Origin of the sequence: Stappia albiluteola, from assembly GCF_014050225.1 — a bacterium.
GTDB classification, from domain to species: domain Bacteria; phylum Pseudomonadota; class Alphaproteobacteria; order Rhizobiales; family Stappiaceae; genus Hongsoonwoonella; species Hongsoonwoonella albiluteola.
In genome coordinates this window covers 55,488-76,883 of sequence record NZ_JACFXV010000031.1, presented here as the reverse complement: position 1 = coordinate 76,883, position 21,396 = coordinate 55,488, and the positions used below count along the sequence as shown (strand labels likewise).

Below are 21,396 nucleotides of genomic sequence, written 5' to 3'. Positions count from 1 at the left end.
TTCGCAATGCCGGCGTGACAGGGAAATTCGATGGCCGATAACAATGCGCGGAATGCAGGTGTGACCGGCGGGCAGAAGAAGGGGCCGCTTGACGGGCTGCTGGTGCTCGATCTGTCCCGTATTCTCGCCGGACCAACGGCAACCCAGCTTCTGGGCGATCTCGGCGCCACCGTGCTCAAGGTCGAGCGCCCGGGCAAGGGCGACGACACGCGCGGCTGGGGTCCGCCCTTCCTCAAGGACGAGGATGGCAACGAGACCCGCGAAAGCGCCTATTACCTCGCCGCCAACCGCAACAAGCAGTCGATCGCCGTCGATATCGCGGCGCAGGAAGGCCAGTCGCTCCTGCGCCGGCTTGCCGAAAAGGCAGACATCCTGATCGAGAACTACAAGGTCGGCGACCTGAAGCGGCGCGGCCTCGACTACGAGAGCCTGAAGACGGCCAACCCCGGCCTGATCTATTGCTCGATTTCCGGTTTCGGCCAGACTGGCCCCTATGCGGCGCGCGCCGGCTACGACTTCCTGATCCAGGGCATGGGCGGCATCATGTCGCTGACCGGCAGGCCGGACGAGGAAGGCGGCGAGCCGATGAAGGCCGGTGTGGGGATCGCCGACGTCATGTGCGGCATGTACGCCTCCAACGCGATCCTCGCCGCGCTGCATCACCGCAGCCTGACCGGCGCGGGCCAGTATATCGACATCGCCCTGCTCGACACCCAGGTCGCCTGGCTCATCAATCAGGGCCTTGCCTACCTGACCGACGGCAATGTGCCGCCCCGGCGCGGCAACGCCCATCCCACCATCGTGCCCTACAACGCCTATCGGGCGTCGGATCGCGCCTTCATCCTGGCGGTCGGCAACGATGCGCAATTCGCCCGTTTCTGCGAGGTGGCCGGCGCGCCGGAGCTTGCCGGCGATCCGCGCTTTGCCAGGAATGCCGATCGGGTCCGCAATCGCCTCGAACTCGAACCGCTCGTCGAGGAACTTGCCGCCCGCCATCCCGCCGACTGGTGGATTTCCGCGCTGGAAGCAGCCGGCGTGCCCTGCGGGCCGATCAACGATCTTGCCCAGGTCTTTTCCGATCCCCAGGTTATTCATAGGGGAATGAGGGTGAGAATGGCACACGAGACGAGCGGCAGCGTCGACCTGATCGGCAATCCGATCAAGATGAGCGCGACGCCGGTTACCTATCGCAAGGCGCCGCCGCGGCGCGGCCAGGACACTGCTGCCGTGCTTACCTCGCATCTTGGCCTGAGCGACGCGGAAATTGCCGCATTGGCGGCGGACAATATCATCGACCTTGGAGACGACGCATGACGACCGGTGCCGACATTATCGCGGCGAAGCTTCACTCGGCGGGCTGCCGACATGCATTCGGCATTCCGGGGGGCGAAGTGCTGGCGCTGATGGAAGCGCTCGACCGGGCGGGCCTCGCCTTCCATCTGGTCAAGCATGAAAATGCAGGCGGCTTCATGGCCGAGGGCGTCTGGCATGCCGAGGCACGAGCCGGCCGCTCCGCGCCCGGCGTGCTGCTGGCCACGCTCGGCCCCGGCGTCACGAATGCCATCAACGTGGTCGCCAATGCCTGGCAGGACCGGGTGCCGTTGATCTTCCTCACCGGATGCGTCGATGCGGCGGAGGCGGAGACCTATACCCATCAGGTCTTCGACCACCAGCAACTCCTGCGGCCGATCGTCAAGGCAAGCTTCCGCGCCAGCTTCGGCGCGCTGGACCGGATGATGGACAAGGCCATCGCCATCGCCCTCGACGGCCAGCCGGGCCCCGTCCATATCGACGTGCCGATCGGCGTCGCCGAAGGCGAGACAGTGGAAGCCTTCCGCGCCTATGCCGCGCTCGCCACGGCCGGCGCCAGCCGACCGGCCAGCGGCGGGATCGAGGCCGCCCGCCAGCTTCTGGCCGGCGCCGAGCGGCCGATCGCCATTGCCGGCGTCGATGCGGTGAACGAGGGCGCGGGCGATGCCATCGCCGCCTTCTGCCGGCGTTTCAACGTGCCGCTGATCACTTCCTACAAGGCGAAGGGCCTGCTGGACGAAGCCGATGCGCTCTCGCTTGGCGGCGCGGGCCTGAGCCCCAGGGCCGACCGCCATCTGCTGCCGCTCCTGAAGCAGAGCGACTGCATCCTGCTGCTCGGCTACGACCCGATCGAAATGCGCATCAACTGGCGCGATCCCTGGCCCGTGGATGCGCCGGTCATCGAGCTGACGCCGGTTTCGCGCACCCATGGCATGCACCAGGTCCGTCATTGCCTGATCGGCGGCGTCGAGCCGACCCTGCAGGCGCTGACCGACGGCCTGCCGCATCGCGCCACCTGGCCGGGTGCCGAGCCTGCCGATGCGCGGCGGAAACTGCGCGCCGATTTCGCGCCGGAGGCCGATGGGTGGGGGCCGGCGACCGTGTTCCACGCGCTCCGAACCGTGTTGCCGAAGAACACGGTTGCGACGGCCGACAGCGGCGCCCATCGCATTCTCGCTTCGCAGATCTGGGAGACCGGGCTTGAGCGCGGAATGCTGCAATCTTCCGCGCTCTGCACCATGGCCTGCGCCCTGCCGCTCGGCATCGGCCACCGCCTTGCCGATCCGAGCCGTCCGGTGGTCGTTTTCGTCGGCGATGCGGGGCTCGAGATGGGCCTTGGCGAACTGGCGAGCCTGCGCGATCTCAAGGTGCCGGTGATCGTCTGCGTGCTGGTCGACGAGAGCCTGTCGCTGATCGAGCTGAAGCAGCGCAACACGCAGCGCGCCAATCTCGGCGTCGATTTCGCCGGCACGGACTTCCCGGCGCTTGCCGCGATCTTCGGCGGCCATGGCGTGTGGGTGGAGGACCGGGAGACGCTGGAGCGCGAGGCGCTGGCGGCCCTGTCCCGCGACACCTTCACGCTGCTTGCCTGCCGCATCGGCCGGCGTGCCTATGACGGCAAGATCTGAGCTAGCGCATGTCCCCCAAAAGTGGGAACCGGTTTGGGATAAGGACATGCGAACTATCAAATAGATAGAGCGCGCCAAGTGAGTCCGGTTAGACGGGACGCGCTCTTAAAAACGAAGAGGGCCGCTTCAAGCGGCCCTCCCGTGGTTCAGGATCGGGCTTCGCAGCCCGGATCGGCTCCTCAAGCGACCGGAGGCCGCTCGGAGCCGGGTATCCTCAGGCATCCGCCTTGCGCGTCGAAGGCTGCTCCAACGTCATGGCCGGATGCCCGGGCCGAAACCCGAAACCTGTGTTCCCACTCGACATCGGATCACCTCCTTTCAGTTGTTGAACATGGTTGAAGCGTAACCCGCCTTCGCGGTTTTGCAAAGCGACGCCGCGGTTGCCGCTTTTGCGTCAAAGCGAGGCGAGGAAATCGGCAAGCCGGCGGCCGATCGTTTCCCAGCTACGGGCGGAAAGGTCGGGCGGTGCGCCGGGGCGCCGTGCCGTCAGCCAATTGGCGAAATCCTCCAGGATTTCGGACGTCAGCGGCCCGTCATAGAGGCGCAGCCAGTCCGCGCCGACCTCCGCCAGCAGTTCCGGCAGTGCGCCGAGCCTCGGCGCCAGGACGGGACGGTGGCGCGACAGGGCGAAGATCGCGGCGCCGCTGTTGTTGATTGCGGCGTAAGGCAGGACGACGGCGTGGCTTTCGTCCACTCCCGCTTCCAGCTCTTCCTGGGGCAGGGCAAGCGGACGCAGATCGAGGACGATGGACGGATCGCCCGAAGCGAGTGCCTCAAGCCCCGCGCTCACGGCCTCGTCCATGCGCCGCCCGCTGATCGTCAGCCTGAGATCTTGCGAGCGGACGGCCCTTGCGCAGGAAATCAGGCTCTCGAGGTTCTTGTAGCGTCGGATCTGTCCGAAACTGAACAGCCGCAGGAGCTCGAAGTCCCGGCTTTCCGCCGCAACCGGCAGGCGCATGCTCGGGGCGTAGTTGCCGTGCGGCACCACGATTTCGCGGCGCGGGGCGATGCCGAAGGCTTCCCGCAGCAGGTCCGGCGAGTGGGCGCTCAGGTGAACGATCCCGTCGACAGCACGAAGGAAGCGGCGCGCCATCTCCCGGCTTTCCGTCGCATTGTCATGCGGGGAGATGTTGTGGGCCACCCATACGATCTTTGCGCCATGGATCGCTCGGGCGATTTTCAGCGCTTGCAACCTCAGCAGGGTATCGGCGCTGGCTTCTTGAAAGAAATAGTCCGGCCAATGCAGGATCACATGCGACTGCCGCGGCAGCAGCAGGCCGCTCCAGGAGAACTCGCGGGTGGCGAAACCGTTTTCCTCCAGGCTGCGGCTGAACAGCTCCGCAAAGGCGTTGCCGGCGGAAACCCTTGGCCGGATGGCCGCGATCTTCATGCTCGAACTGGCCTTTGTCAGAGGAAGAGGCGCAGGATATATGCGACCGTGGCGAGCGTGGCAACGCCCGCCGCCCACAGGCCGGCGAACCAGAGCCAGCGCTGCCAGGCTTTGGCCGCCCCGCCATGCTCCGCGTTGCCGTCGGTCATCAATGACAGCCTTCTTCTAGTGATATCCCTCTCCGGGGCGGATCTTGCCGCGGAACACCCAATAGGCATAGGCGGTATAGCCGAGGATGAGCGGCAGGAGTATGACCGCGCCGACCAGCAGGAAGGCGAGGCTCGATTGCGGCGCCGCCGCCTGCCAGATCGTGATCGAACGCGGCACGATAAAGGGATAGAGGCTGATCGCGAGGCCCACATAGGACAGGAGGAACAGGCCGAGCGCGGCGAGGAACGGCACGCTGTCGCGCGTTCCCTTCAGCCCGGCAAACAGCAGTCCCGCGCAGGCGGCGACCAGCACCGGCACCGGCAGCGTGACGAAGGAAGCGGGATAGGCGAACCAGCGGGCGAAGATCTCGGGCTCGCTGAGCGGCATCCACAGGCTGACAACGCCGATGAAGCCGAGCACGGCGATGGCGAGCCGCCCGCTCAGCGAGCGGAAGCGCTGCTGCACGGGACCTTCCGTTTTCCATACCAGCCACGTCGCGCCCAGGAGACCGTAGCCGGCGACCAGCGCGGCGCCCGTCATCAGCGTGAAGGGAGACAGCCAGTCGTACCAGCCGCCGGCATAGGCGCGCCCTTCCACCGCGACGCCCTGCACCACCGTGCCCAGTGCCACGCCCTGCGCGAAGGTTGCGACCAGCGAGCCGAGGAAGAAGGCGAGATCCCAGTTCGGGCGGCTCCTGGCGCTCGACTTGAAGCGGAACTCGAACACGACGCCGCGAAAGACGAGGCCGATCAGCATGGCGATGATCGGCGCATAAAGGGCCGGCATCAGCACCGAATAGGCCAGCGGAAACACCGCGAAGAGTCCGCCGCCGCCCAGGATCAGCCAGGTTTCGTTGCCGTCCCAGACCGGAGCGACGGCATTGATCATGATGGAGCGCTCGTCCTCGCTCGCCGAGAAGGGAAACAGGATCCCCACCCCGAGATCGAAGCCGTCGAGCACGACATAGGCGAAGATGGAGACCGCGATCAGCAGGGCCCAGATGAAGGGGAGATCGAATGGCATGACGCTACTCCGCTGTGCTGGACGAGGCCTTTTTGGACGATGGCCTGGCGACGCCTCCGGCAAGGGCCGCCACGGGGGCGGTTCCCGCGGTGCGGATCGGTTGGCCGGGCTCGGGGCCGATATCGGGCATGCCGGTATCGTCGGGCGAGACCGCCATGGATCTCATCAGGTAGCGGATGCCGATGCCGAAGATGATCACATAGACCACCACGAAGACGGCGAGCGACGTCGCCACTGCCGGAGCGGCGATCGGCGAGACGCTGTCCTCGGTTCGCAGCAGCCCGTAGACCGTAAAGGGCTGGCGGCCGACTTCCGTCGTGATCCACCCCGCCAGCACCGCAATGAAGCCGGACGGACCCATTATGAGGGTGAAGCGGTGGAGCAGCGCGCTTTCCGACAAGACGCCCCGCCAGCGCGCGACAAGGCTCGCAAGCCCGAGTGCCGCCATCAGGAAGCCCAGGCCCACCATGACGCGGAAGGAGTAGAAGACGATCGTCGCGTTCGGCCAGTCCTCGCGGGGAAAGTCCTTCAGCCCCGGAACCGTCCCGTCGAGCGAATGGGTGAGGATCAGGCTGCCGAGCGCGGGAACCTCCACCTTGTAGAGGGTCTCCGCCTTTTCCATGTCGGGATAGCCGAAAAGGATCAGCGGCGCGCGGGCCTGCGCTTCGAAATGGCCTTCGAGCGCGGCGATCTTGGCGGGCTGGTGCGCCAGCGTGTTCAACCCGTGCATGTCGCCGGCAAGGATCTGGATGGGAGCGACGATCGCAGCCATCCACATCGCCATGGAAATCATCACGCGCGCGCCCTCGCCGCGTTCGCCGCGCAGCAGATGCCAGGCTGCGGCCGCGCCCACCACGAAGGCCGTCGTCAGGTAGGCGGCCAGCATCATGTGCACGAAGCGATAGGGGAAGGAGGGATTGAAGATGATCTCGAACCAGTTTTCCGGCACGAACTGGCCGGCGGCGTTGATCGAGTGGCCGGCCGGGGTCTGCATCCAGCTGTTGGCGGACAGGATCCAGAAACCCGACAGTGCCGTGCCGAAGGCGACGAGGCAGGTTGCCAGGAAGTGCAGCCTCGCGCCGACCCGCTTCAGCCCGAACAGCATGATGCCGAGGAAGCCCGCCTCCAGGAAGAAGGCCGTCAGCACTTCATAGCCCAGCAGCGGCCCGAGCACCGGCCCCGTCCTGTCGGAAAACACCGACCAGTTGGTGCCGAACTGATAGGTCATGACGATGCCGGAGACGACGCCCATGCCGAAGGCCACGGCGAAGATCTTCAGCCAGTACTGGAACAGCCGCAGGTAGACGGCGCGCGACGTCCACAGCCACAGGCCTTCGAGCACCGCCAGATAGCTCGCAAGCCCGATGGTGAAGGACGGGAAGATGATGTGGAAGGAAACGGTGAAGGCGAATTGTAGCCTCGCCAGGTCCTGGGCCAGTTCCTCGGTCCATAGCTCCATAGGGTACCTCCATACCGCAGCGGCATCCCAGTCTGGACCGAGAATTGCCTTTCGTCCAACTATGTTACCTCAGGCCGAGCCTATGAAGACGCCCGCCGCCAGCACCAGCAATCCCCCCAGCACCACCTGCACGATGGCCGAGTGGAACGGGGTTTCCATGTATTTCCAGCGGATCCAGGCGATCGCCAGCAGCTCGACGGCGACGACGGCGCCGGCAACGCCCGTCGCGGTCCAGAAATCGGCAATGAGGTAGGGCAGCGTATGGCCGAGCCCGCCAAGCGCCGTCATGACGCCGCAGACGACGCCGCGCAGCCATGGCGAGCCGCGGCCGGTGATTTCGCCATCGTCCGAAAGGGCCTCCGTCAGCCCCATCGAGATCCCCGCGCCGATGGAAGCGGCAAGGCCGACGACGAACGCATCCCACGAGCGCCCGGTGGCAAAGGCGGCGGCGAAGATCGGCGCGAGCGTCGAGACGGAGCCGTCGATCAGTCCGGCAAGTCCCGGCTGCACGACCTGGAGGACGAAGATCCTGTGCGCCGTCTCCCTTTCCTCGTCATAGGCGCCGGTTTCGGCGGCCGCCTTGCCCAGTTCGCCTGCCTTCGCCTCGTGCCCCCGCTCGATTTCGGCAAGGTCGCCAAGCAGCTTGCGCACATCGACGTCGCGGGCGCGCGCCGCCGCCTTGGCATAGAACTGCGCAGCCTCGAATTCCATGATCTCCGCCTGGCGCCGGACCGCGTCGATGCGCAGGTTCTCCATCAGCCAGATCGGCCTGCGCTTCAGAAAGCCCCTCACGTCCTGGCGGGTGATGTAGGGCAGCGTATCGCCGAATTTGCGCTGATAGAGCTCAAGCAGCAGATGGCGGTGCTGGCGTTCTTCCTCCGCCATCGCGCCGAACAGCGCGGCGGATGCCGGGTAATCCGCCTGCAGCCGGCCGGCAAAGGCCTGGTAGATGCGGGAATCCTCTTCTTCGCTGGAAATGGCTAGCGCGAGGATTTCCGCTTCGCTCAAATCGTCAAAACGCTTCATGTGCCCCCGGATGCCTGAATTCTGTCGCCCGCAGGTTCGGGTCGGGCCAAGGTAGCGTAAATTTACTCAACGTTTGCAACGGATTTGCCGCGTGCGACACGGTACCGCGCCGCCGGTTCGTATCCTACAGCCACTCGCCTTCCGTACGGATGTGGATCGTGCGGCCGCAATGTTTGCAGTGCACCGCATCCGGATCGTGGCGCGTCAGCCCGCAATCGGGGCAGGTATAGGAAACCTTCTGCGGCCGGAAGATCGTCTGGACGAGACGCAGGAACAGCGCGACGCCGAAGACCATGATGACCACCGCAAGCAGCCGGCCGAAGCTGTCGGTCAGCGTGATGTCGCCGAAGCCCGTCGTCGTCAGGGTTGCCACGGTGAAATAGAGCGCGTCGAGATAGGTATTGATCGACGGATTCTGGTGACCCTCGGTGACATAGACGATGGCTGTGACGACGAAGATGAAGACCAGCAGGTTGACGCTCGACTGGATGATCTCCTCGTTGCGCCGGAAATAGGGTGAAATCGAGCGCAGTTCCTTCACCACATGGTAGGAGCGCAGCAGCCGCAGCATGCGCGCAACCCTCAGGAAGCCGAGGTTTTCCACGAAGGCCGAAGCGACCAGCGACAATATGACGACAAGGTCTGTGATCGCGGTAAATTCAATCGCCGCCCTCCAGGGGCGATTGGCTATGGCGAGCCGTGCAGTATAGTCGAGCGCCAGAACAGACGCGATCAGATAGTCGATGGTGTGATCGGTAGTATTCGGGTCTAGCATCGAGGAAATGATGAAATAGCCGATCGTCAGCAGATCGAAAGCGAGCAATACGACGCGAAATCTTTTCGATCGCCGCTCGTCGCCGTAATACAGCTCCCGCAGACCTTCCCGGAACGATCCTGCGCCAGTCTTTTCGATCCCTTTCATTGCGGCTTCCGAATTATCCTCTCAAGCTGTCGCGAGAATTTCTCGCCTCGTTTTTTTCGTCCATGCAAGCCGGCAGAAGATCGGGCGCATATTCCATCACGGATTGCTGATAAGTCGAAAGTTTAACTTCTCGTTAATGTTTTTTGGATTCTCCGGCGAATCGGCTCACAGTTCAATCCGGTTCGAAGGATTGGCCCTGGAGCGCTTCCCATTCAGGCGAACTCACCTGAAGGACGCAAAATCGCTCCGGGATAAATGCTTTGAGTATTTTCTTGTCGTTCAGATCGGTTCGATTTGAACGGGATATGCACTGGCAAAGCCATATCCCGACCGAATGATGAGCAGAAGAATGCCGGCACCGCGCGCTACGACACCGACGCTAGACGATTCCCTTCGCTTTGCGGAGCAGCATGTGGGCGAGATCCTGCATACGCCCATGGCGGCGGATGGCGGATTGTACCGGTTCATCGTGCGCACGGCCGGCCGCTTCGGCAATGGCGCGCTCAGCAGCAATGTCCGCGAGATCGTCGCCGGCTCGCGCCGGGAGGCGGAGCTGAAGCGCCTGCACGCGGTCGCCCTCAATATCGCGGCGTTCCTGGAGGAGCGCATCGACGCGGAAGCGGATGCGACCCGTTGTTCGGCGGCGGAGTAGTCCGCGCTCCATTCCCCTCTTCCGGCTGCCGCGGCACGTTGCAGCCTCTTGCCGCCGTCTGCTAGAGCGCTTTCCACGAAAGCGGGATCGCTTTCGTGGATCAAGAAATCGCTCCAGGATCAATGCTTTGAGCATATCCTTATCGCCAAATCCGATTCAGATTTGGCGGGATATGCTCTAGATGCCGGCGCGTTCCAGTACGGAAAGCCAGTTCTTCCAGCAGATCTTTTCGATCAGTTCCCTGCCGTAGCCGGCGGCCTCCATGGCCGCCGTCAACTTCGGCAGGCCGGCGGCGTCCCTGATTTCCTTCGGCACCAGGCAGCCGTCGAAGTCCGAGCCGATCGCCACGCCGTCTTCTCCCAGGATCGACAGCATATGGTCGAGATGGCGCACCATCAGCTCGACCGGCGTGTCCGAGGTCGCCCGGCCGTCCGGCCGCAGGAAGCCGGTATGGAAATTGAGGCCGACGAGGCCGCGGCTTTCGGCGATGGCTGCAAGCTGGTTGTCGGTCAGGTTCCGCGCCGACGGCGAGATGGCATGTGCATTGGAGTGGGAGGCGACCAGCGGCGCGTCGCTCAGCTTCGCCACGTCCCAGAAGCCCTTTTCGGTGATGTGCGACAGGTCGATCTGGATCTTCAGCTCGTTGCAGGCGGTAACGAGCGCCTTGCCGGCATCCGTCAGTCCCGGCCCGGTATCGGGCGACGAGGGGCAGGCCATCGGGGTTCCGTGGCCGAAGGCGTTGCTGCGGCTCCAGACCGGGCCGAGCGAACGCAGGCCTGCTGCGCGAAGCACCTCGAGCGCGACGAAATCCGTGTCGATCGCCTCCGCGCCCTCGATATGCAGCATCACCGCGAGACGGCCGGCATCGATTGCCGCGCGGGTCTCGGCGGTGGATCGCACGATTGAAATCCCGCCCTTGCTGGCGCGCGCCAGGCGTTCGGCGCGGGCGACAAGGCGTAGCGTGAGACCGAGGGCGGTCTGCTGGTCGATCTCCGCGAAATTCGCCGGATCGGCCGGATTGAAGGACAACTCGCCGTTCCGGGCGACCACCGAAGGCACGAACATGGCGAAGAGGCCGCCGGCGAACCCACCTTCGCGCGCCCGCGGCAGGTCGATATGGGTGAATGGATTGCCGTCGATGAAGGAGCCGTCCTTCGGCGTCCCGGCCTGAAGCTCAAGCTTCAGCAGGGTGTCGTTGTGCCCGTCGAACACGGGGTAGGGGCGGCTGGCCTGCATCAGGAAAATCCCGTCGAATCGTTTACTGAAAATGATTGCGGGCATCCTGCGTTTTTCTGGCCGCGTCGCGCAAGGCGCATTGCAGATACTGTTCCCTGAGCCGGGGGCGTTCAGCCGATCAGGCTTTTGACCCTGTCTTGAAGGACGGGAAGGATGTCGGTTTCGAAGAAGGGATTTTGTTTGAACCAGCGCAGGTTGCGCGGGCTTGGATGGGGAAGCGGCAGCAGTTGCGGCCAGAACGAGCGCCAGTCCTGCACCGTTTTGGTCAGATTGTCGGACTGGCGGGCGCCCAGGTGCCAGGCCTGTGCGTACTGGCCGATCACCAGCGTCAGTTCGACGTTTTCAAGGGCGTCGAGCAGTGTCCGGCGCCACTGCGGCGCGCATTCGGGTCTTGGCGGCAGGTCGCCGCTTTTCCCGGTGCCGGGGAAGCAGAAACCCATCGGCAGGATGGCGATCTTCGAGGCGTCGTAGAACGTGTCGCGGTCGACGCCGAGCCAGGCGCGCAGCCGGTCGCCGGAAGCATCGTCGAAGGGGAGGCCGCGCTCGTGCGCCTTGCGGCCCGGCGCCTGGCCGGCGATCAGGATCCTGGCGCCCTCGGCCGCCTGAAGGATCGGACGCGGTCCGAGCGGCAGTCCGGCGCAAAGCGTGCAGGCCCGCACGTCCCGCAACAGGCCTTCGATGCCGCTCATGCGCTGCTCTCCGTCTTTGGCTCGCGCCGGATCCGATGTTTGCAGCCTCGCAAATGGCATGAGGCCGGTTCGTATTGCAAGACGAACGGGATGCGGAAAAGGCCTGCCATGCCGGCCGGGGAAGAGAGAGACCCGGGCATGACAGGCCCTTTCGCAGGTGCCTGCTGAAACTGTGTGAGCGATCAGCCGGCGAAGCCGTTGTGGATCACTTCCAGCTTGTTGCCGAAGGGATCGCGCACATAGCCGGTATAGACGTTGGGGATCGGGTAGCCTTCACGCGGTCCCGGGGCGCCTTCGTCGGTGCCGCCATTGGCAAGCGCCGCCCGATAGGCCGCATCGACGGCGGCCGGCGCAGCGGCGACGAGCGCGATATGGGTGCCGTTGCCGCCGGTCGGCGCGTTGCCGTCGAAGGGCAGGATGATGATGAATTCGACGCGGTCCTTGCCGTAGGCGGCGAAGCCGTCGCTGGCCGCCAGGCAATTGGCGCCGACGGTCTCCATGACCGGGTCGTAGAACTTGCGGGCTTCCGCGATATTGGGAACGCCTACGCTGAGATGATCGACGATGGGCATCTGGGTCTCCTGTTGTGACGCCTTGGTAAGTTTGGATGAGTCACTGCGGGGTGACGATCACCTTCCCCTTCATGTGCGGGTGGAAGGCGCAGAAATAGTCCGACGTACCGGCCGCCGCGAATTCGAGCCGCGACGCCTGTCCCTTGGCTAGTTCGGTCGTATCCCACTCTCCCTCGACCTCGGTCGCGGTATGCGGCGCGATATCCCGGTTGACGAATTCGATCGCGTCGCCCGCGCGGATCGTGATCGTGGCGGGCACGAATTCGAACCGCTCGATGACCACCTGGTGCGTCTCGCCGGCGAAGGCGCCGTTTCCGCATGCCGCGGTCAGCAGGATGATGGCGCCCAGAAGGGCGCCACCGATTTTGCGGATGCGGAGCATATCAGGCGCCGCAGTTCAGGCCCTTGACCATGTTCTCGGCGTGCTTTTCATGCGCCTTGAAGGTCACGAGCGCGCTCTTCAGCAGGTCCTTCAGCGGAGCGACGGTCGCTTCCGGGATGAACTTGCCTTCGACGGTCTGGTTGACGATCTGGTGGTAGCCGAGCTCGTTCTTGGCATAGGCGCAGTCGAAGGCCTTGCCGGAGAGCTTGACGAACTCGGCGCGCTTCTCCGCCGCACCCTTGACCAGGGCCTGGCTGAGGCCGTTGTCCTGCGGCGTCACCTTCAGCTTGGTGATAAGGGCGACGGCCTCGTCGTTCACCGCACTGTGGTCGCGGATCATGGTCGAGGCGAATTCGCGCACCGAGGCGTCCTCGCTGAGGGCCAGCGCAAGGTGGGCGTAGCGAATGTCGAGGTTGCCGGCGGTGTAGGCGGTATGCGCGATCTCCAGGTCGTTCATCTTGTCTTCGGCGACGGCCGGAGCGATGAAGGAACCGGCGACGACGGCCGCGGCGGCAGCGATTTTCAGCGTGTTGAACATCGGGAATTCCTCTCTGTGTCCAGTTTCTATGTCATGCAGCCATTGAGCCGGCGGTGGGGAACCGAATGCCGGCTTTCGCTTTGGGCGACTGGCCGATGGGGCGGGTGACGATCGATCCGTCGGCACAAGGGGCTTGATACCGGCCGGTTCCATCGGCACCCGAACTCTGGTCGCGGGTCTTGCGAAACCGCGCTGCGCTCCCGCCCGTTGGGCCCGAAAACAGGCCGCCCGGGTTCTTCTTCAGCTTTCGTACGGCGCGGTCGATCGCCGCTTGCGCAACCGTCCAGGGAGCGACAAGGCGGCTGTTCATGCCGCTCGAAAGCCTTCCGCCGGCGAGAGCTCCGGCGAAACCGAGAAATCGAAACAGGGGGGAGGACAGGCGGTGCGGCTTGCCGACGACATGCGGCGCGCCGTAGCGAGGCTGACGCGTGGCGGTGAGCGGCCTCGGCATTGCTGCCGCAAGCCTGGCTTTCCCGATTTGCGTTGCCTCTTGCATCCTGCCTCCCTCGTCATCCGGGGCGTTTCAGCCGCCGGCATTTGACGAGGGAGACGATGCGCAAGATCGGACGCTGGATCAATCAGGCCCGATCAGTATGGGATAGGTCGCAAAGCGTTTGGGACGCCCTGCAACGGATCGTGAAAGTTAAGCGGCATTCCTGCGATATTCGGTCGGCGCCAGGCCGAATTTTCCCGAGAAGGCGCGGCTGAAAGCGGCCGGCGACTGGTAGCCGGTCTGGATCGCCACCTGCTGCACGCTGCAGTGCTGGTCGTCGAGCAGGGACAGTGCCTTCTGCAGCCGCCAGTCGGCGAGATAGGCCATCGGTCCGGTGCCCATCATCTCGCTGAAGCGCTCGGCGAAGCGGCTGCGCGACATGCCGACTTCGCTCGCAAGGCTTTCCACCGTCCAGGGATCGGCGGGGCGGGCATGGATGAGTTGCAGGGCGCGGCCGATCTGCTTGTCGCGGAAGGCCGACAGGATCGCCTGCAACTCCTGGCTCTGGCCGATGCCGACGCGCAGCAGCTCGATGAAGACGATCTCTGACAGGCGGGTGACCGCTGCCGTCGAACCCATCTCGTCGGAAAAGACCCGGCGCACGACCAGCCGCAGCATCTCGTCGAGCCACGGTTCGCGTGCCCGCACGGATGCCGAGGTCACCAGATGGTCGGGCAGCGCCCGCAGGATCGGGTGATCGGCGCCGTTTCGGAACGTGTAGTGGCCGCAGACCATCTGGGTGGTGGCATTGGGATCGCCTTCGCCGACGACAAGCACGCCGTCGCCCTTGTAGCCGACGGCCTTCAAAACGGTCTCAAGCTCGGGTGCGGCGGCACAGGCGGCGTCGGCCAGCACGTGGCTGCGCCCGCGCGGGATCAGCACCAGGTCGCCGGGCCCGAGATCGACCGCCTCGCCGTCGGGGAATTGCACGTGGCAATGGCCCTGCACGACCAGATGGAAGCGCGCCGCCTGGCTGAGGTCGGGCACCGTCACCGACCAGGGCGACGAAAAATCGGTGCGGAAATACAGGACACCCCGGAGGTTCAGGGTATCGAGGATATCGTTGAGCACGTCCATATGGCGATCCTGCCTCCGTTATATTTGCGTTTCGTCCGGCCTGTTGGGACGGAATGCAAATGATTAGGTGCGAACGGCAGGGTTGGCCAGTGGCCTTGCGGCGGATTGCGATCACACTTCGGATAGCGGCGGGTATCCCGCGCGCAGACCTGTCCGGCCTCATTCCCGCTAACCGCACGAAGTGGGCTGTGATAAAATAATATTTCTGATCTGAATGCTGCGGTTCTGTTTCGCCCTGCCGGCCACGGTGGGGTTTGCGACGGCCGCAGGCATGGTGATCGCATGAAGCTGCAGGACACCAGCGGTGCCGCCAGCCCCGGCGAGGCGGCCGGACAGCCGGCGGGGCCGGCAGGGGAGCTTGCGGCCTGCCGCGCGGCCCTGTCGGAGGCGCTGGAGCAGAAGGCGGCGATGGGGGAAATCCTCCACGTCCTGTCGCGGTCGCCGGCGGATGCGCAGACCGTCTTCGACATGATCGCAACGAGCGCGGCGCGCCTTTGCGCCGCCGAGTTCTGCCATCTCTTCCGCCTGGAGCGGGGGAGGCTGCGTTTCGTCGCCCATTACGGACTGACGGAGGAGGCGCTGGAGGCGCTGCGCCGCGAATGGTCCACCGAGCCCGACCGGGGAACGGCGGCCGGCCGCGCCATCCTGAGCGGCGAGGTGGAGCGCATCGCGGATATCGAGCTCGACGGAGAATATACATTCGAGCGGGTGGCGAAGGTCATAACCTTTCGCAGCATTGCCGCCGTGCCGATCAAGAGCGAGGGCAGGCCGATCGGGGCTATCGCCGTGATGCGAAAGGTGGCGGAGGCGTTTCCAGACCGGCAGATCGACCTGCTGAAGGCCTTCGCCGATCAGGCCGGCATCGCGATGGAAAATGCCCGCCTCTTTGCGGAAATCGGCGCCCGCAACAGCGAACTGACGGAATCGCTGGAGCGGGAGACGGCGACCAGCGACATCCTGCGCGTGATCTCCAGTTCGCCGACGGATGCCCAACCCGTTTTCGACATGATCGCCCACAGCGCGGCGCGCCTGTGCGGCGCGATGCTTTGCCATGTCTACCGCTTCGACGGCGAGCGGATGCATTTCAGCGCCCATCACTATGACGACCTGCCGGTGGACGGCGTGAAGGCGATGCAGCGCGCCTTCCCCATGCCGCCGAACCGCGGCACGGCGGCGGGGCGGGCAATCTTGAGCGGCCGGGTGGAACATATCCCGGATATCGACGCGGACGCGGAATATGTGCTCGGCGCGGTCGCGAAACAGCTCGGCCATCGCAACGCGCTCGCCGTGCCGATGATGCGCGACGGCGTGCCGATCGGCGCCATTGCGCTTGCGCGCGAGGCGCCCGGCTATTTCCCCGACCGCCAGGTGGAGCTATTGCAAACCTTCGCCGATCAGGCGGTTATCGCCGTCGAGAACGTTCGTCTTTTCCGCGAACTGGAATCGCGCAACAGGGATCTGAGCGAGGCGCTGGAGCGGCAGACGGCGACCAGCGAGGTGCTGGGTGTCATCAGCCGCTCGGCCAACCAGCTGAACCCGGTGCTCGATGCCATCGTGTCGACGGCGTCCCGGCTCTGCCGCGCGGAATGGGCCATTATCTTTCGCCTTGGCGATGACGGTCTTTTTCACGTCGCAACGGCCAGCCGGGGCAAGGAAGATCTCGTGAAATTCATGATAAACCGGCCTTTTGCACCCGGGCGCGGCAAGGTCAGCGGCCGCGCTGCGCTGGAGCGCAGGACCGTGCATGTCATCGATGTGCTGGACGAGCCGGACTACGATTGGCGCGACGCGCAGGCCATCGGTCAGTACCGCACCGCGCTGGGCGTTCCCCTGCTGCGGGACGGCGAGGTGATCGGCGTCATCGCTCTTGCGCGCAACGTCGTCCGGCCCTTCTCCGACAAGGAGATCGAGCTCGTGACGACCTTTGCCGACCAGGCGGTGATCGCCATCGAGAACGTCCGGCTTTTCGACGAGGTGCAGGCCCGCACGCGGGCGCTCGCCCGCTCCGTCGACGAACTTCGCGCGCTCGACGAGGTGAGCCAGGCGATCGGCTCCACGCTCGATCTGGAGGTCGTGCTGGCGACGATCGTCAGCCGGGCGGTGGAACTGTCGGGAAGCTATGGCGGCATCGTCTACGAATTCGACGAAGCCGAGCAGATCTTCCGCGCAAGGGCGGCGCACAATATCTCGCAGGACCACTTGGAGATCCTCGGCGCCACTCCGGTGCGCATGGGCGAGGGAGCGGTGGGGCGGGCCGGTATCACGCAGCGCCCGGTCGAGGTGAGCGACGTCGGCGAACAGAGCCATCTGGTCGCATCGCAGGTTCGCGCGGTCCTGGCGCGCGAGGGCATGCGCTCGCTCGTTGCCATTCCGCTGGTGCGCGACGGGCGGGTGCTCGGCGGTCTCGTCATCCTGCGCCGGGAAGCGGGCTCCTTTGCCTCCGACGTGGTGGCGCTCTTGCGCACTTTCGCCGCCCATTCCGTGCTGGCCATCCACAATGCCCGCCTCTTCAGCGAGATCGAGGAGAAGGGGCGGGAGCTTGAGCTTGCCAGCCGGCACAAGTCGCAGTTCCTCGCCAATATGAGCCATGAGCTGCGCACGCCGCTCAACGCGATCCTCGGCTATACGGAACTGGTGCTCGACGGCATCTACGGCGAGGCGCCGCAGGCCATGCAAAGCGTGCTCGAGCGCGTCCAGTCGAACGGCCGTCATCTGCTCGGCCTGATCAACGACGTGCTCGATCTTTCCAGGATCGAGGCCGGCCAGCTCACTCTGTCGCTCGGCGATTATGCGATGGGCGATGTGATCGCCGGCGTCGTCAGCGCGATCGAGCCGCTTGCGGGCGAAAAGAACCTCGGCTTTAGCGCCGAGGTTGGGCCGGACCTGCCGGCCGGCCGGGGCGACGAGCGGCGGATCGCCCAGGTGCTGCTCAATCTCGTCGGCAATGCGATCAAGTTCACCGACGAAGGCGAGGTCGCGATCCTTGCCGAAGCCCGCGACGGTACCTTCCATATCGCCGTTCGCGATACCGGGCCGGGCATTGCCGCCGGGGACCAGGTGCGCATTTTCGGCGAGTTCCAGCAGGCGGACAGTTCCTCGACGCGCAGGAAGGGCGGTTCGGGGCTGGGGCTTGCGATATCGCGGCGCATCGTGGAGATGCATGGCGGCGCGATCCGGGTGGAGTCGGAGCCGGGACAAGGCTCGACCTTCATCGTCACGCTGCCCGTCATCGTCGAACAGCAGGCGGGGCAGTCATGACGCGGCGCATCCTTGTGGTGGAGGACCACGAAGACAACCGGCGCATCCTGCGCGACCTGCTGGGCAGCGCCGGCTACGAAACGACGGAGGCGGAAAACGGCCGCGATGGCGTGGCGGCCGCGCTTGCCGACCCGCCCGACCTCATCCTCATGGACATCCAGCTGCCGCTGATGGACGGCTACGAGGCGACGCGGCGGATCAAGGCCGAAGCGGCACTTGCCGCCATACCCGTCATCGTCATCACGTCCTATGCGCTGAGCGGCGACGAGGCCAAGGCGCGCGCCGCCGGCTGCGACGCCTACGTCACCAAGCCCTACAGTCCGCGCGCCCTGCTGGCGAAGATCCGCGAATACCTGCCATGAAGGCCGTGATACAGGGGAGACGGCGATGCACAGCCCCGCCCGCATCCTGATCGTCGACGACAATGAGGCCAACCGGGACATCATCCGCGCACGGCTGTCGGCTCACGGCTACGACCTGATGCAGGCCGCCGACGGCGAGGAGGCGCTGGCCCAGGCGCGCGGGCATCTGCCGGACCTGATCCTGCTCGACGTGATGATGCCGAAGATCGACGGCATCGAGGTCTGCAGGAGGCTCAAGGCGGACCCGGACCTTCCCTTCATGCCGATCATCCTGGTGACGGCGAAGGCCGATACGCGCGATGTGGTGGCGGGTCTCGAGGCCGGCGCGGACGAATATCTCACCAAGCCGATCGATCACACCGCGCTCGTTGCCCGCGTGAAATCGGTGCTTCGCTTGAAGGCCCTGCACGATCAGGTCGCCGAGCAGGCGGCCGAGCTCGCCGCCTGGAACCGGACGCTCAAGGAGCGCGTCGACCGTCAGGTGGCCGAAATCGAGCGCATGGGGCGGCTGAAGCGCTTCCTATCGCCGCAGATCGCCGGGCTTGTGCTGGCAGACGGGCAGGAAAGGCTCCTTGAGAGCCATCGCCGCGACGTCACGGTCGTCTTCTGCGACCTGCGCGGCTTTACCGGCTTTGCCGAGGTCGCCGAACCGGAGGAAGTGATGGCGGTGCTCGGCGCCTATCACGAGAGCCTTGGTGCCTTCATCCATAAATACGAGGGAACGCTTGCCCATTTCGCCGGCGACGGCGCGATGGTGCTGTTCAACGATCCCGTGCCCTGCGCGGATCCGTGCGAGCGTGCCGCGCGCATGGCCGTCGACGTGCGCCGGGAAGTCTCCTCCTTGGTCGGCGAATGGCGCCAGTTCGGCCACGATCTCGGCTTCGGTGTCGGCATTGCGCACGGCTACGCCACGCTTGGCTGCATCGGTTTCGAGGGCAGGCAGGACTATTCGGCGGTCGGCACGGTCGTCAATCTCGCCGCGAGGCTGTGCAGCGCGGCCGAGAGCGGTCAGATCCTCGTCGACAGTCGCGTCCGGGTGGCGATCGATTCCCTCGCCGATACGGATCCGGCGGGCGACATCGCGCTGAAGGGCATGCGCCGCCGGGTTTCGGCTTTCCTGCTGCAGGGCCTGCGGAATTGATCGTCCGCCATTTCACCTTAGAATCATTTCACTTTAGAATTCTTATAAGGTATTGATTTATCGGGATTTTAAACTTGACTGTTTGCCTCAAGTATATTTTCTTGCCGACACCCTTTGATGACCGGATCTTGACCCCGGCCGATTGGAGGATGCCTTGTCATCTATGAACGCTTCCCGGTCCGGCGGGGGCGGGCGCGGCGATTTCGCCGACAGCCCCGTTACCGAGGACCTTGTGGTCGACGGCCTGCGCCATTGGCTGTCCGGCTATGCCACCGGCAGTATCGAATGCTGGGAACTGGCCTGGAACCTCTTCGCGACGAAGCTGGGGCCGGCGCGGGCGCGTCCCGCAGTTGCGGCGCTTTCCTGCTATGCGCGGGCGATCAACGGCCATTTCCGGGGCAACTTCTGTCTCTTCCCGCATGGCTGTCCGCGCCGCTGCGCCGACGAATGCCTGGCGCTGGAACTTCTCGCCGCCGTCCAGTCCGGCGACCGGCCGCGCGCAGCCGCACTTGCCGACCGGCTCGTGCGGGCTGACGGCCTCACCCTGACGCTCGATGCGGCGGCGGCGCTCGGCGCCGCCCTCAGCGCGCTGGGCCTCACCCTGTCTTCCCGTTCGTCCGACGATGCGCTGCAAGGCGCCGCGGATGTCGATGCTGCCAATTCCACCCGGCACTGAGCCGGACAATCTCGTTTCGAACTTGAAAGGACCCGGGATGAACCTGAAGAGAATGCTTGCGGCGGGTACCGCGATCCTGCTGACGACGGCGGCTTTCGCCCACGATGGCAATGTGCATGACGAAGACGTGCTGAAGACCTATGGCGACATCGCCGCCGCCGCCTATGGCGAGGCGCTGACGACCGCCAAAGACCTGGAAGCCGCCGCCGACAGGCTGATCGCCGAGCCGACCGAGGAAAACCTCGCCGCCGCCCGCGCCGCCTGGAAGGTTGCCCGCCGTCCGTACCAGCAGACGGAAGTCTATCGCTTCGGCAATGCCATCGTCGACGACTGGGAAGGCAAGGTGAACGCCTGGCCGCTCGACGAGGGCCTGATCGACTATGTCGATGCTTCCTATGGCTCGGAGTCGCCGGAAAACCCGTTCTACACGGCCAATATCATTGCTCATCCCAGCCTGACGCTCGGCGGCGAGACCATTGACGCGAGCGTTATCACGCCGGAGCTTCTGTCCTCCAAATTGCAGGAGGCCGGCGAGATCGAGGCCAATGTCGCCACCGGCTATCATGCCATCGAATTCCTGCTTTGGGGCCAGGATCTCAACTTCACCGACGCGGGCGCAGGCGCGCGTCCGGCCACGGACTTCGATCCGAAGGCCTGCACCGGCGGCAACTGCGAACGCCGCGCGGCTTATCTGAAGGCTGCGACCGGACTGCTCGTCGCCGATCTTGAAGAGATGGCCGCGGCCTGGAAGGCGGACGGCGCTGCCCGCAAGGAGCTCGACGAGTTGGGCGAGGATGCCGGTCTTGCCGCAATTCTCACAGGCATGGGGTCGCTTTCCTATGGCGAGCTCGCCGGCGAGCGCATGAAGCTCGGCCTGCTGCTGCACGATCCGGAAGAGGAGCATGACTGCTTCTCCGACAATACGCATATGTCCCATCTCGACGACGTTCTCGGTATTCGCAATGTCTGGCTCGGCCGTTACGAGGGCTTCGGCGGCGCCAAGGTCGAAGGCGTTTCGCTGAAGGATCTCGTCGCCGAGCATGATCAGGCCGTCGCCGATGAGGTGAGCGCGAAGATCGAGGCGACGGTCGAGAAGGCGCTCGCGATGAAGGCGCGCGCGGAGACCGTCGAGGCCTATGACCAGATGATCGGCGAGGGCAACGCGGAAGGAAACGCCACCGTCCAGGCGGTGATCGACGCGCTGGTCGAACAGACCCGGGCGATCGAGCGCGCGGTCGCGGTCTTGAAGCTCGACGGCATCGCCTTCGAAGGGTCCGACAGCCTCGACAATCCGGGGTCGGTTTTTCAATGAGCTGCAATCGTCATCCCGGACCAGCTTCGCTTCTCTGGTCCGGGATGGCGCCTGCGCGGCACAAAAGATACCGGAATGGCGGGGAATCCGAATTGATGG

21 protein-coding genes are annotated in these 21,396 nt (G+C 65.1%); 8 read left to right on the top strand and 13 right to left on the bottom strand.

Features of this window, described 5'->3' with window-relative positions:
• The first annotated feature begins 30 nt into the window (after positions 1 to 30).
• Positions 31 to 1,314 carry a CaiB/BaiF CoA transferase family protein gene (locus tag H2509_RS02040; RefSeq protein ID WP_182161786.1) on the top strand — a complete coding sequence of 428 codons (1,284 nt, stop codon included), beginning with the start codon at positions 31 to 33 and terminating at the stop codon, positions 1,312 to 1,314.
• A complete protein-coding gene (locus H2509_RS02035) occupies positions 1,311 to 2,939 on the top strand; it encodes a thiamine pyrophosphate-binding protein (protein ID WP_182161784.1) in 1,629 nt (542 codons plus the stop codon). Before H2509_RS02040 ends, H2509_RS02035 begins: the two co-directional genes overlap by 4 nt.
• 394 nt (positions 2,940 to 3,333) lie before the next feature.
• Here H2509_RS02035 and H2509_RS02030 read toward each other — a convergent pair whose 3' ends face one another.
• The 6 genes from H2509_RS02030 to H2509_RS02005 form a co-directional block, all read right to left on the bottom strand.
• On the bottom strand, positions 3,334 to 4,329 hold the full coding sequence (locus H2509_RS02030) for a glycosyltransferase family protein (protein ID WP_182161782.1): 996 nt from the start codon (positions 4,327 to 4,329) through the stop codon (positions 3,334 to 3,336).
• Positions 4,330 to 4,346: 17 nt separating this feature from the next.
• A complete protein-coding gene (locus H2509_RS02025; protein ID WP_182161780.1) occupies positions 4,347 to 4,478 on the bottom strand; it encodes a DUF2474 family protein in 132 nt (43 codons plus the stop codon).
• Positions 4,479 to 4,494: 16 nt separating this feature from the next.
• The gene (cydB, locus tag H2509_RS02020; protein WP_182161778.1) at positions 4,495 to 5,502 is read right to left on the bottom strand and encodes a cytochrome d ubiquinol oxidase subunit II; all 1,008 of its coding nucleotides are present in this window, start codon (positions 5,500 to 5,502) and stop codon (positions 4,495 to 4,497) included.
• 4 nt (positions 5,503 to 5,506) lie between these two features.
• Entirely contained in the window at positions 5,507 to 6,961 is a 1,455-nt protein-coding gene (locus H2509_RS02015) for a cytochrome ubiquinol oxidase subunit I (protein ID WP_182161776.1), read from the bottom strand.
• Positions 6,962 to 7,030: 69 nt separating this feature from the next.
• Positions 7,031 to 7,987: an iron exporter MbfA gene (gene mbfA, locus H2509_RS02010; RefSeq protein ID WP_182161774.1), complete on the bottom strand. Its 957-nt coding sequence runs from the start codon at positions 7,985 to 7,987 to the stop codon at positions 7,031 to 7,033.
• Between the two features lie 124 nt (positions 7,988 to 8,111).
• A complete protein-coding gene (locus tag H2509_RS02005; protein ID WP_182161772.1) occupies positions 8,112 to 8,909 on the bottom strand; it encodes a potassium channel family protein in 798 nt (265 codons plus the stop codon).
• A gap of 349 nt (positions 8,910 to 9,258) precedes the next feature.
• On the opposite strand from H2509_RS02005, the gene H2509_RS02000 reads away from it, so the two are divergent.
• Entirely contained in the window at positions 9,259 to 9,561 is a 303-nt protein-coding gene (locus H2509_RS02000; protein ID WP_182161770.1) for a hypothetical protein, read from the top strand.
• 177 nt (positions 9,562 to 9,738) lie between these two features.
• Here H2509_RS02000 and H2509_RS01995 read toward each other — a convergent pair whose 3' ends face one another.
• The 7 genes from H2509_RS01995 to H2509_RS01965 form a co-directional block, all read right to left on the bottom strand.
• Positions 9,739 to 10,797, bottom strand: coding sequence for a dipeptidase (locus tag H2509_RS01995; RefSeq protein ID WP_182161768.1), 1,059 nt, complete (start codon positions 10,795 to 10,797; stop codon positions 9,739 to 9,741).
• A gap of 110 nt (positions 10,798 to 10,907) precedes the next feature.
• Entirely contained in the window at positions 10,908 to 11,486 is a 579-nt protein-coding gene (locus tag H2509_RS01990; protein WP_182161766.1) for a uracil-DNA glycosylase family protein, read from the bottom strand.
• 182 nt (positions 11,487 to 11,668) lie between these two features.
• Positions 11,669 to 12,058, bottom strand: coding sequence for a VOC family protein (locus H2509_RS01985; RefSeq protein ID WP_182161764.1), 390 nt, complete (start codon positions 12,056 to 12,058; stop codon positions 11,669 to 11,671).
• A gap of 40 nt (positions 12,059 to 12,098) precedes the next feature.
• Entirely contained in the window at positions 12,099 to 12,440 is a 342-nt protein-coding gene (locus H2509_RS01980) for a cupredoxin domain-containing protein (RefSeq protein ID WP_182161762.1), read from the bottom strand.
• A gap of 1 nt (position 12,441) precedes the next feature.
• Positions 12,442 to 12,978: a DUF4142 domain-containing protein gene (locus H2509_RS01975; RefSeq protein WP_182161759.1), complete on the bottom strand. Its 537-nt coding sequence runs from the start codon at positions 12,976 to 12,978 to the stop codon at positions 12,442 to 12,444.
• Positions 12,979 to 13,009: 31 nt separating this feature from the next.
• Positions 13,010 to 13,474, bottom strand: coding sequence for a hypothetical protein (locus H2509_RS01970; RefSeq protein ID WP_182161757.1), 465 nt, complete (start codon positions 13,472 to 13,474; stop codon positions 13,010 to 13,012).
• A gap of 147 nt (positions 13,475 to 13,621) precedes the next feature.
• On the bottom strand, positions 13,622 to 14,548 hold the full coding sequence (locus tag H2509_RS01965) for an AraC family transcriptional regulator (protein ID WP_182161755.1): 927 nt from the start codon (positions 14,546 to 14,548) through the stop codon (positions 13,622 to 13,624).
• A 282-nt stretch (positions 14,549 to 14,830) separates the two neighbouring features.
• On the opposite strand from H2509_RS01965, the gene H2509_RS01960 reads away from it, so the two are divergent.
• The 5 genes from H2509_RS01960 to H2509_RS01940 all read left to right on the top strand — a co-directional run bounded on the left by H2509_RS01960 (position 14,831) and on the right by H2509_RS01940 (position 21,297).
• Complete coding sequence (locus H2509_RS01960) at positions 14,831 to 17,806, top strand: GAF domain-containing protein (protein WP_182161753.1); 2,976 nt, start codon at positions 14,831 to 14,833, stop codon at positions 17,804 to 17,806.
• On the top strand, positions 17,803 to 18,168 hold the full coding sequence (locus tag H2509_RS01955) for a response regulator (RefSeq protein ID WP_182161751.1): 366 nt from the start codon (positions 17,803 to 17,805) through the stop codon (positions 18,166 to 18,168). Before H2509_RS01960 ends, H2509_RS01955 begins: the two co-directional genes overlap by 4 nt.
• 25 nt (positions 18,169 to 18,193) lie before the next feature.
• The gene (locus H2509_RS01950; protein ID WP_182161749.1) at positions 18,194 to 19,309 is read left to right on the top strand and encodes a response regulator; all 1,116 of its coding nucleotides are present in this window, start codon (positions 18,194 to 18,196) and stop codon (positions 19,307 to 19,309) included.
• 163 nt (positions 19,310 to 19,472) lie between these two features.
• The gene (locus H2509_RS01945) at positions 19,473 to 19,985 is read left to right on the top strand and encodes a hypothetical protein (RefSeq protein ID WP_182161747.1); all 513 of its coding nucleotides are present in this window, start codon (positions 19,473 to 19,475) and stop codon (positions 19,983 to 19,985) included.
• 37 nt (positions 19,986 to 20,022) lie between these two features.
• Positions 20,023 to 21,297, top strand: coding sequence for an imelysin family protein (locus tag H2509_RS01940; RefSeq protein ID WP_182161745.1), 1,275 nt, complete (start codon positions 20,023 to 20,025; stop codon positions 21,295 to 21,297).
• Positions 21,298 to 21,396: the final 99 nt, after the last annotated feature.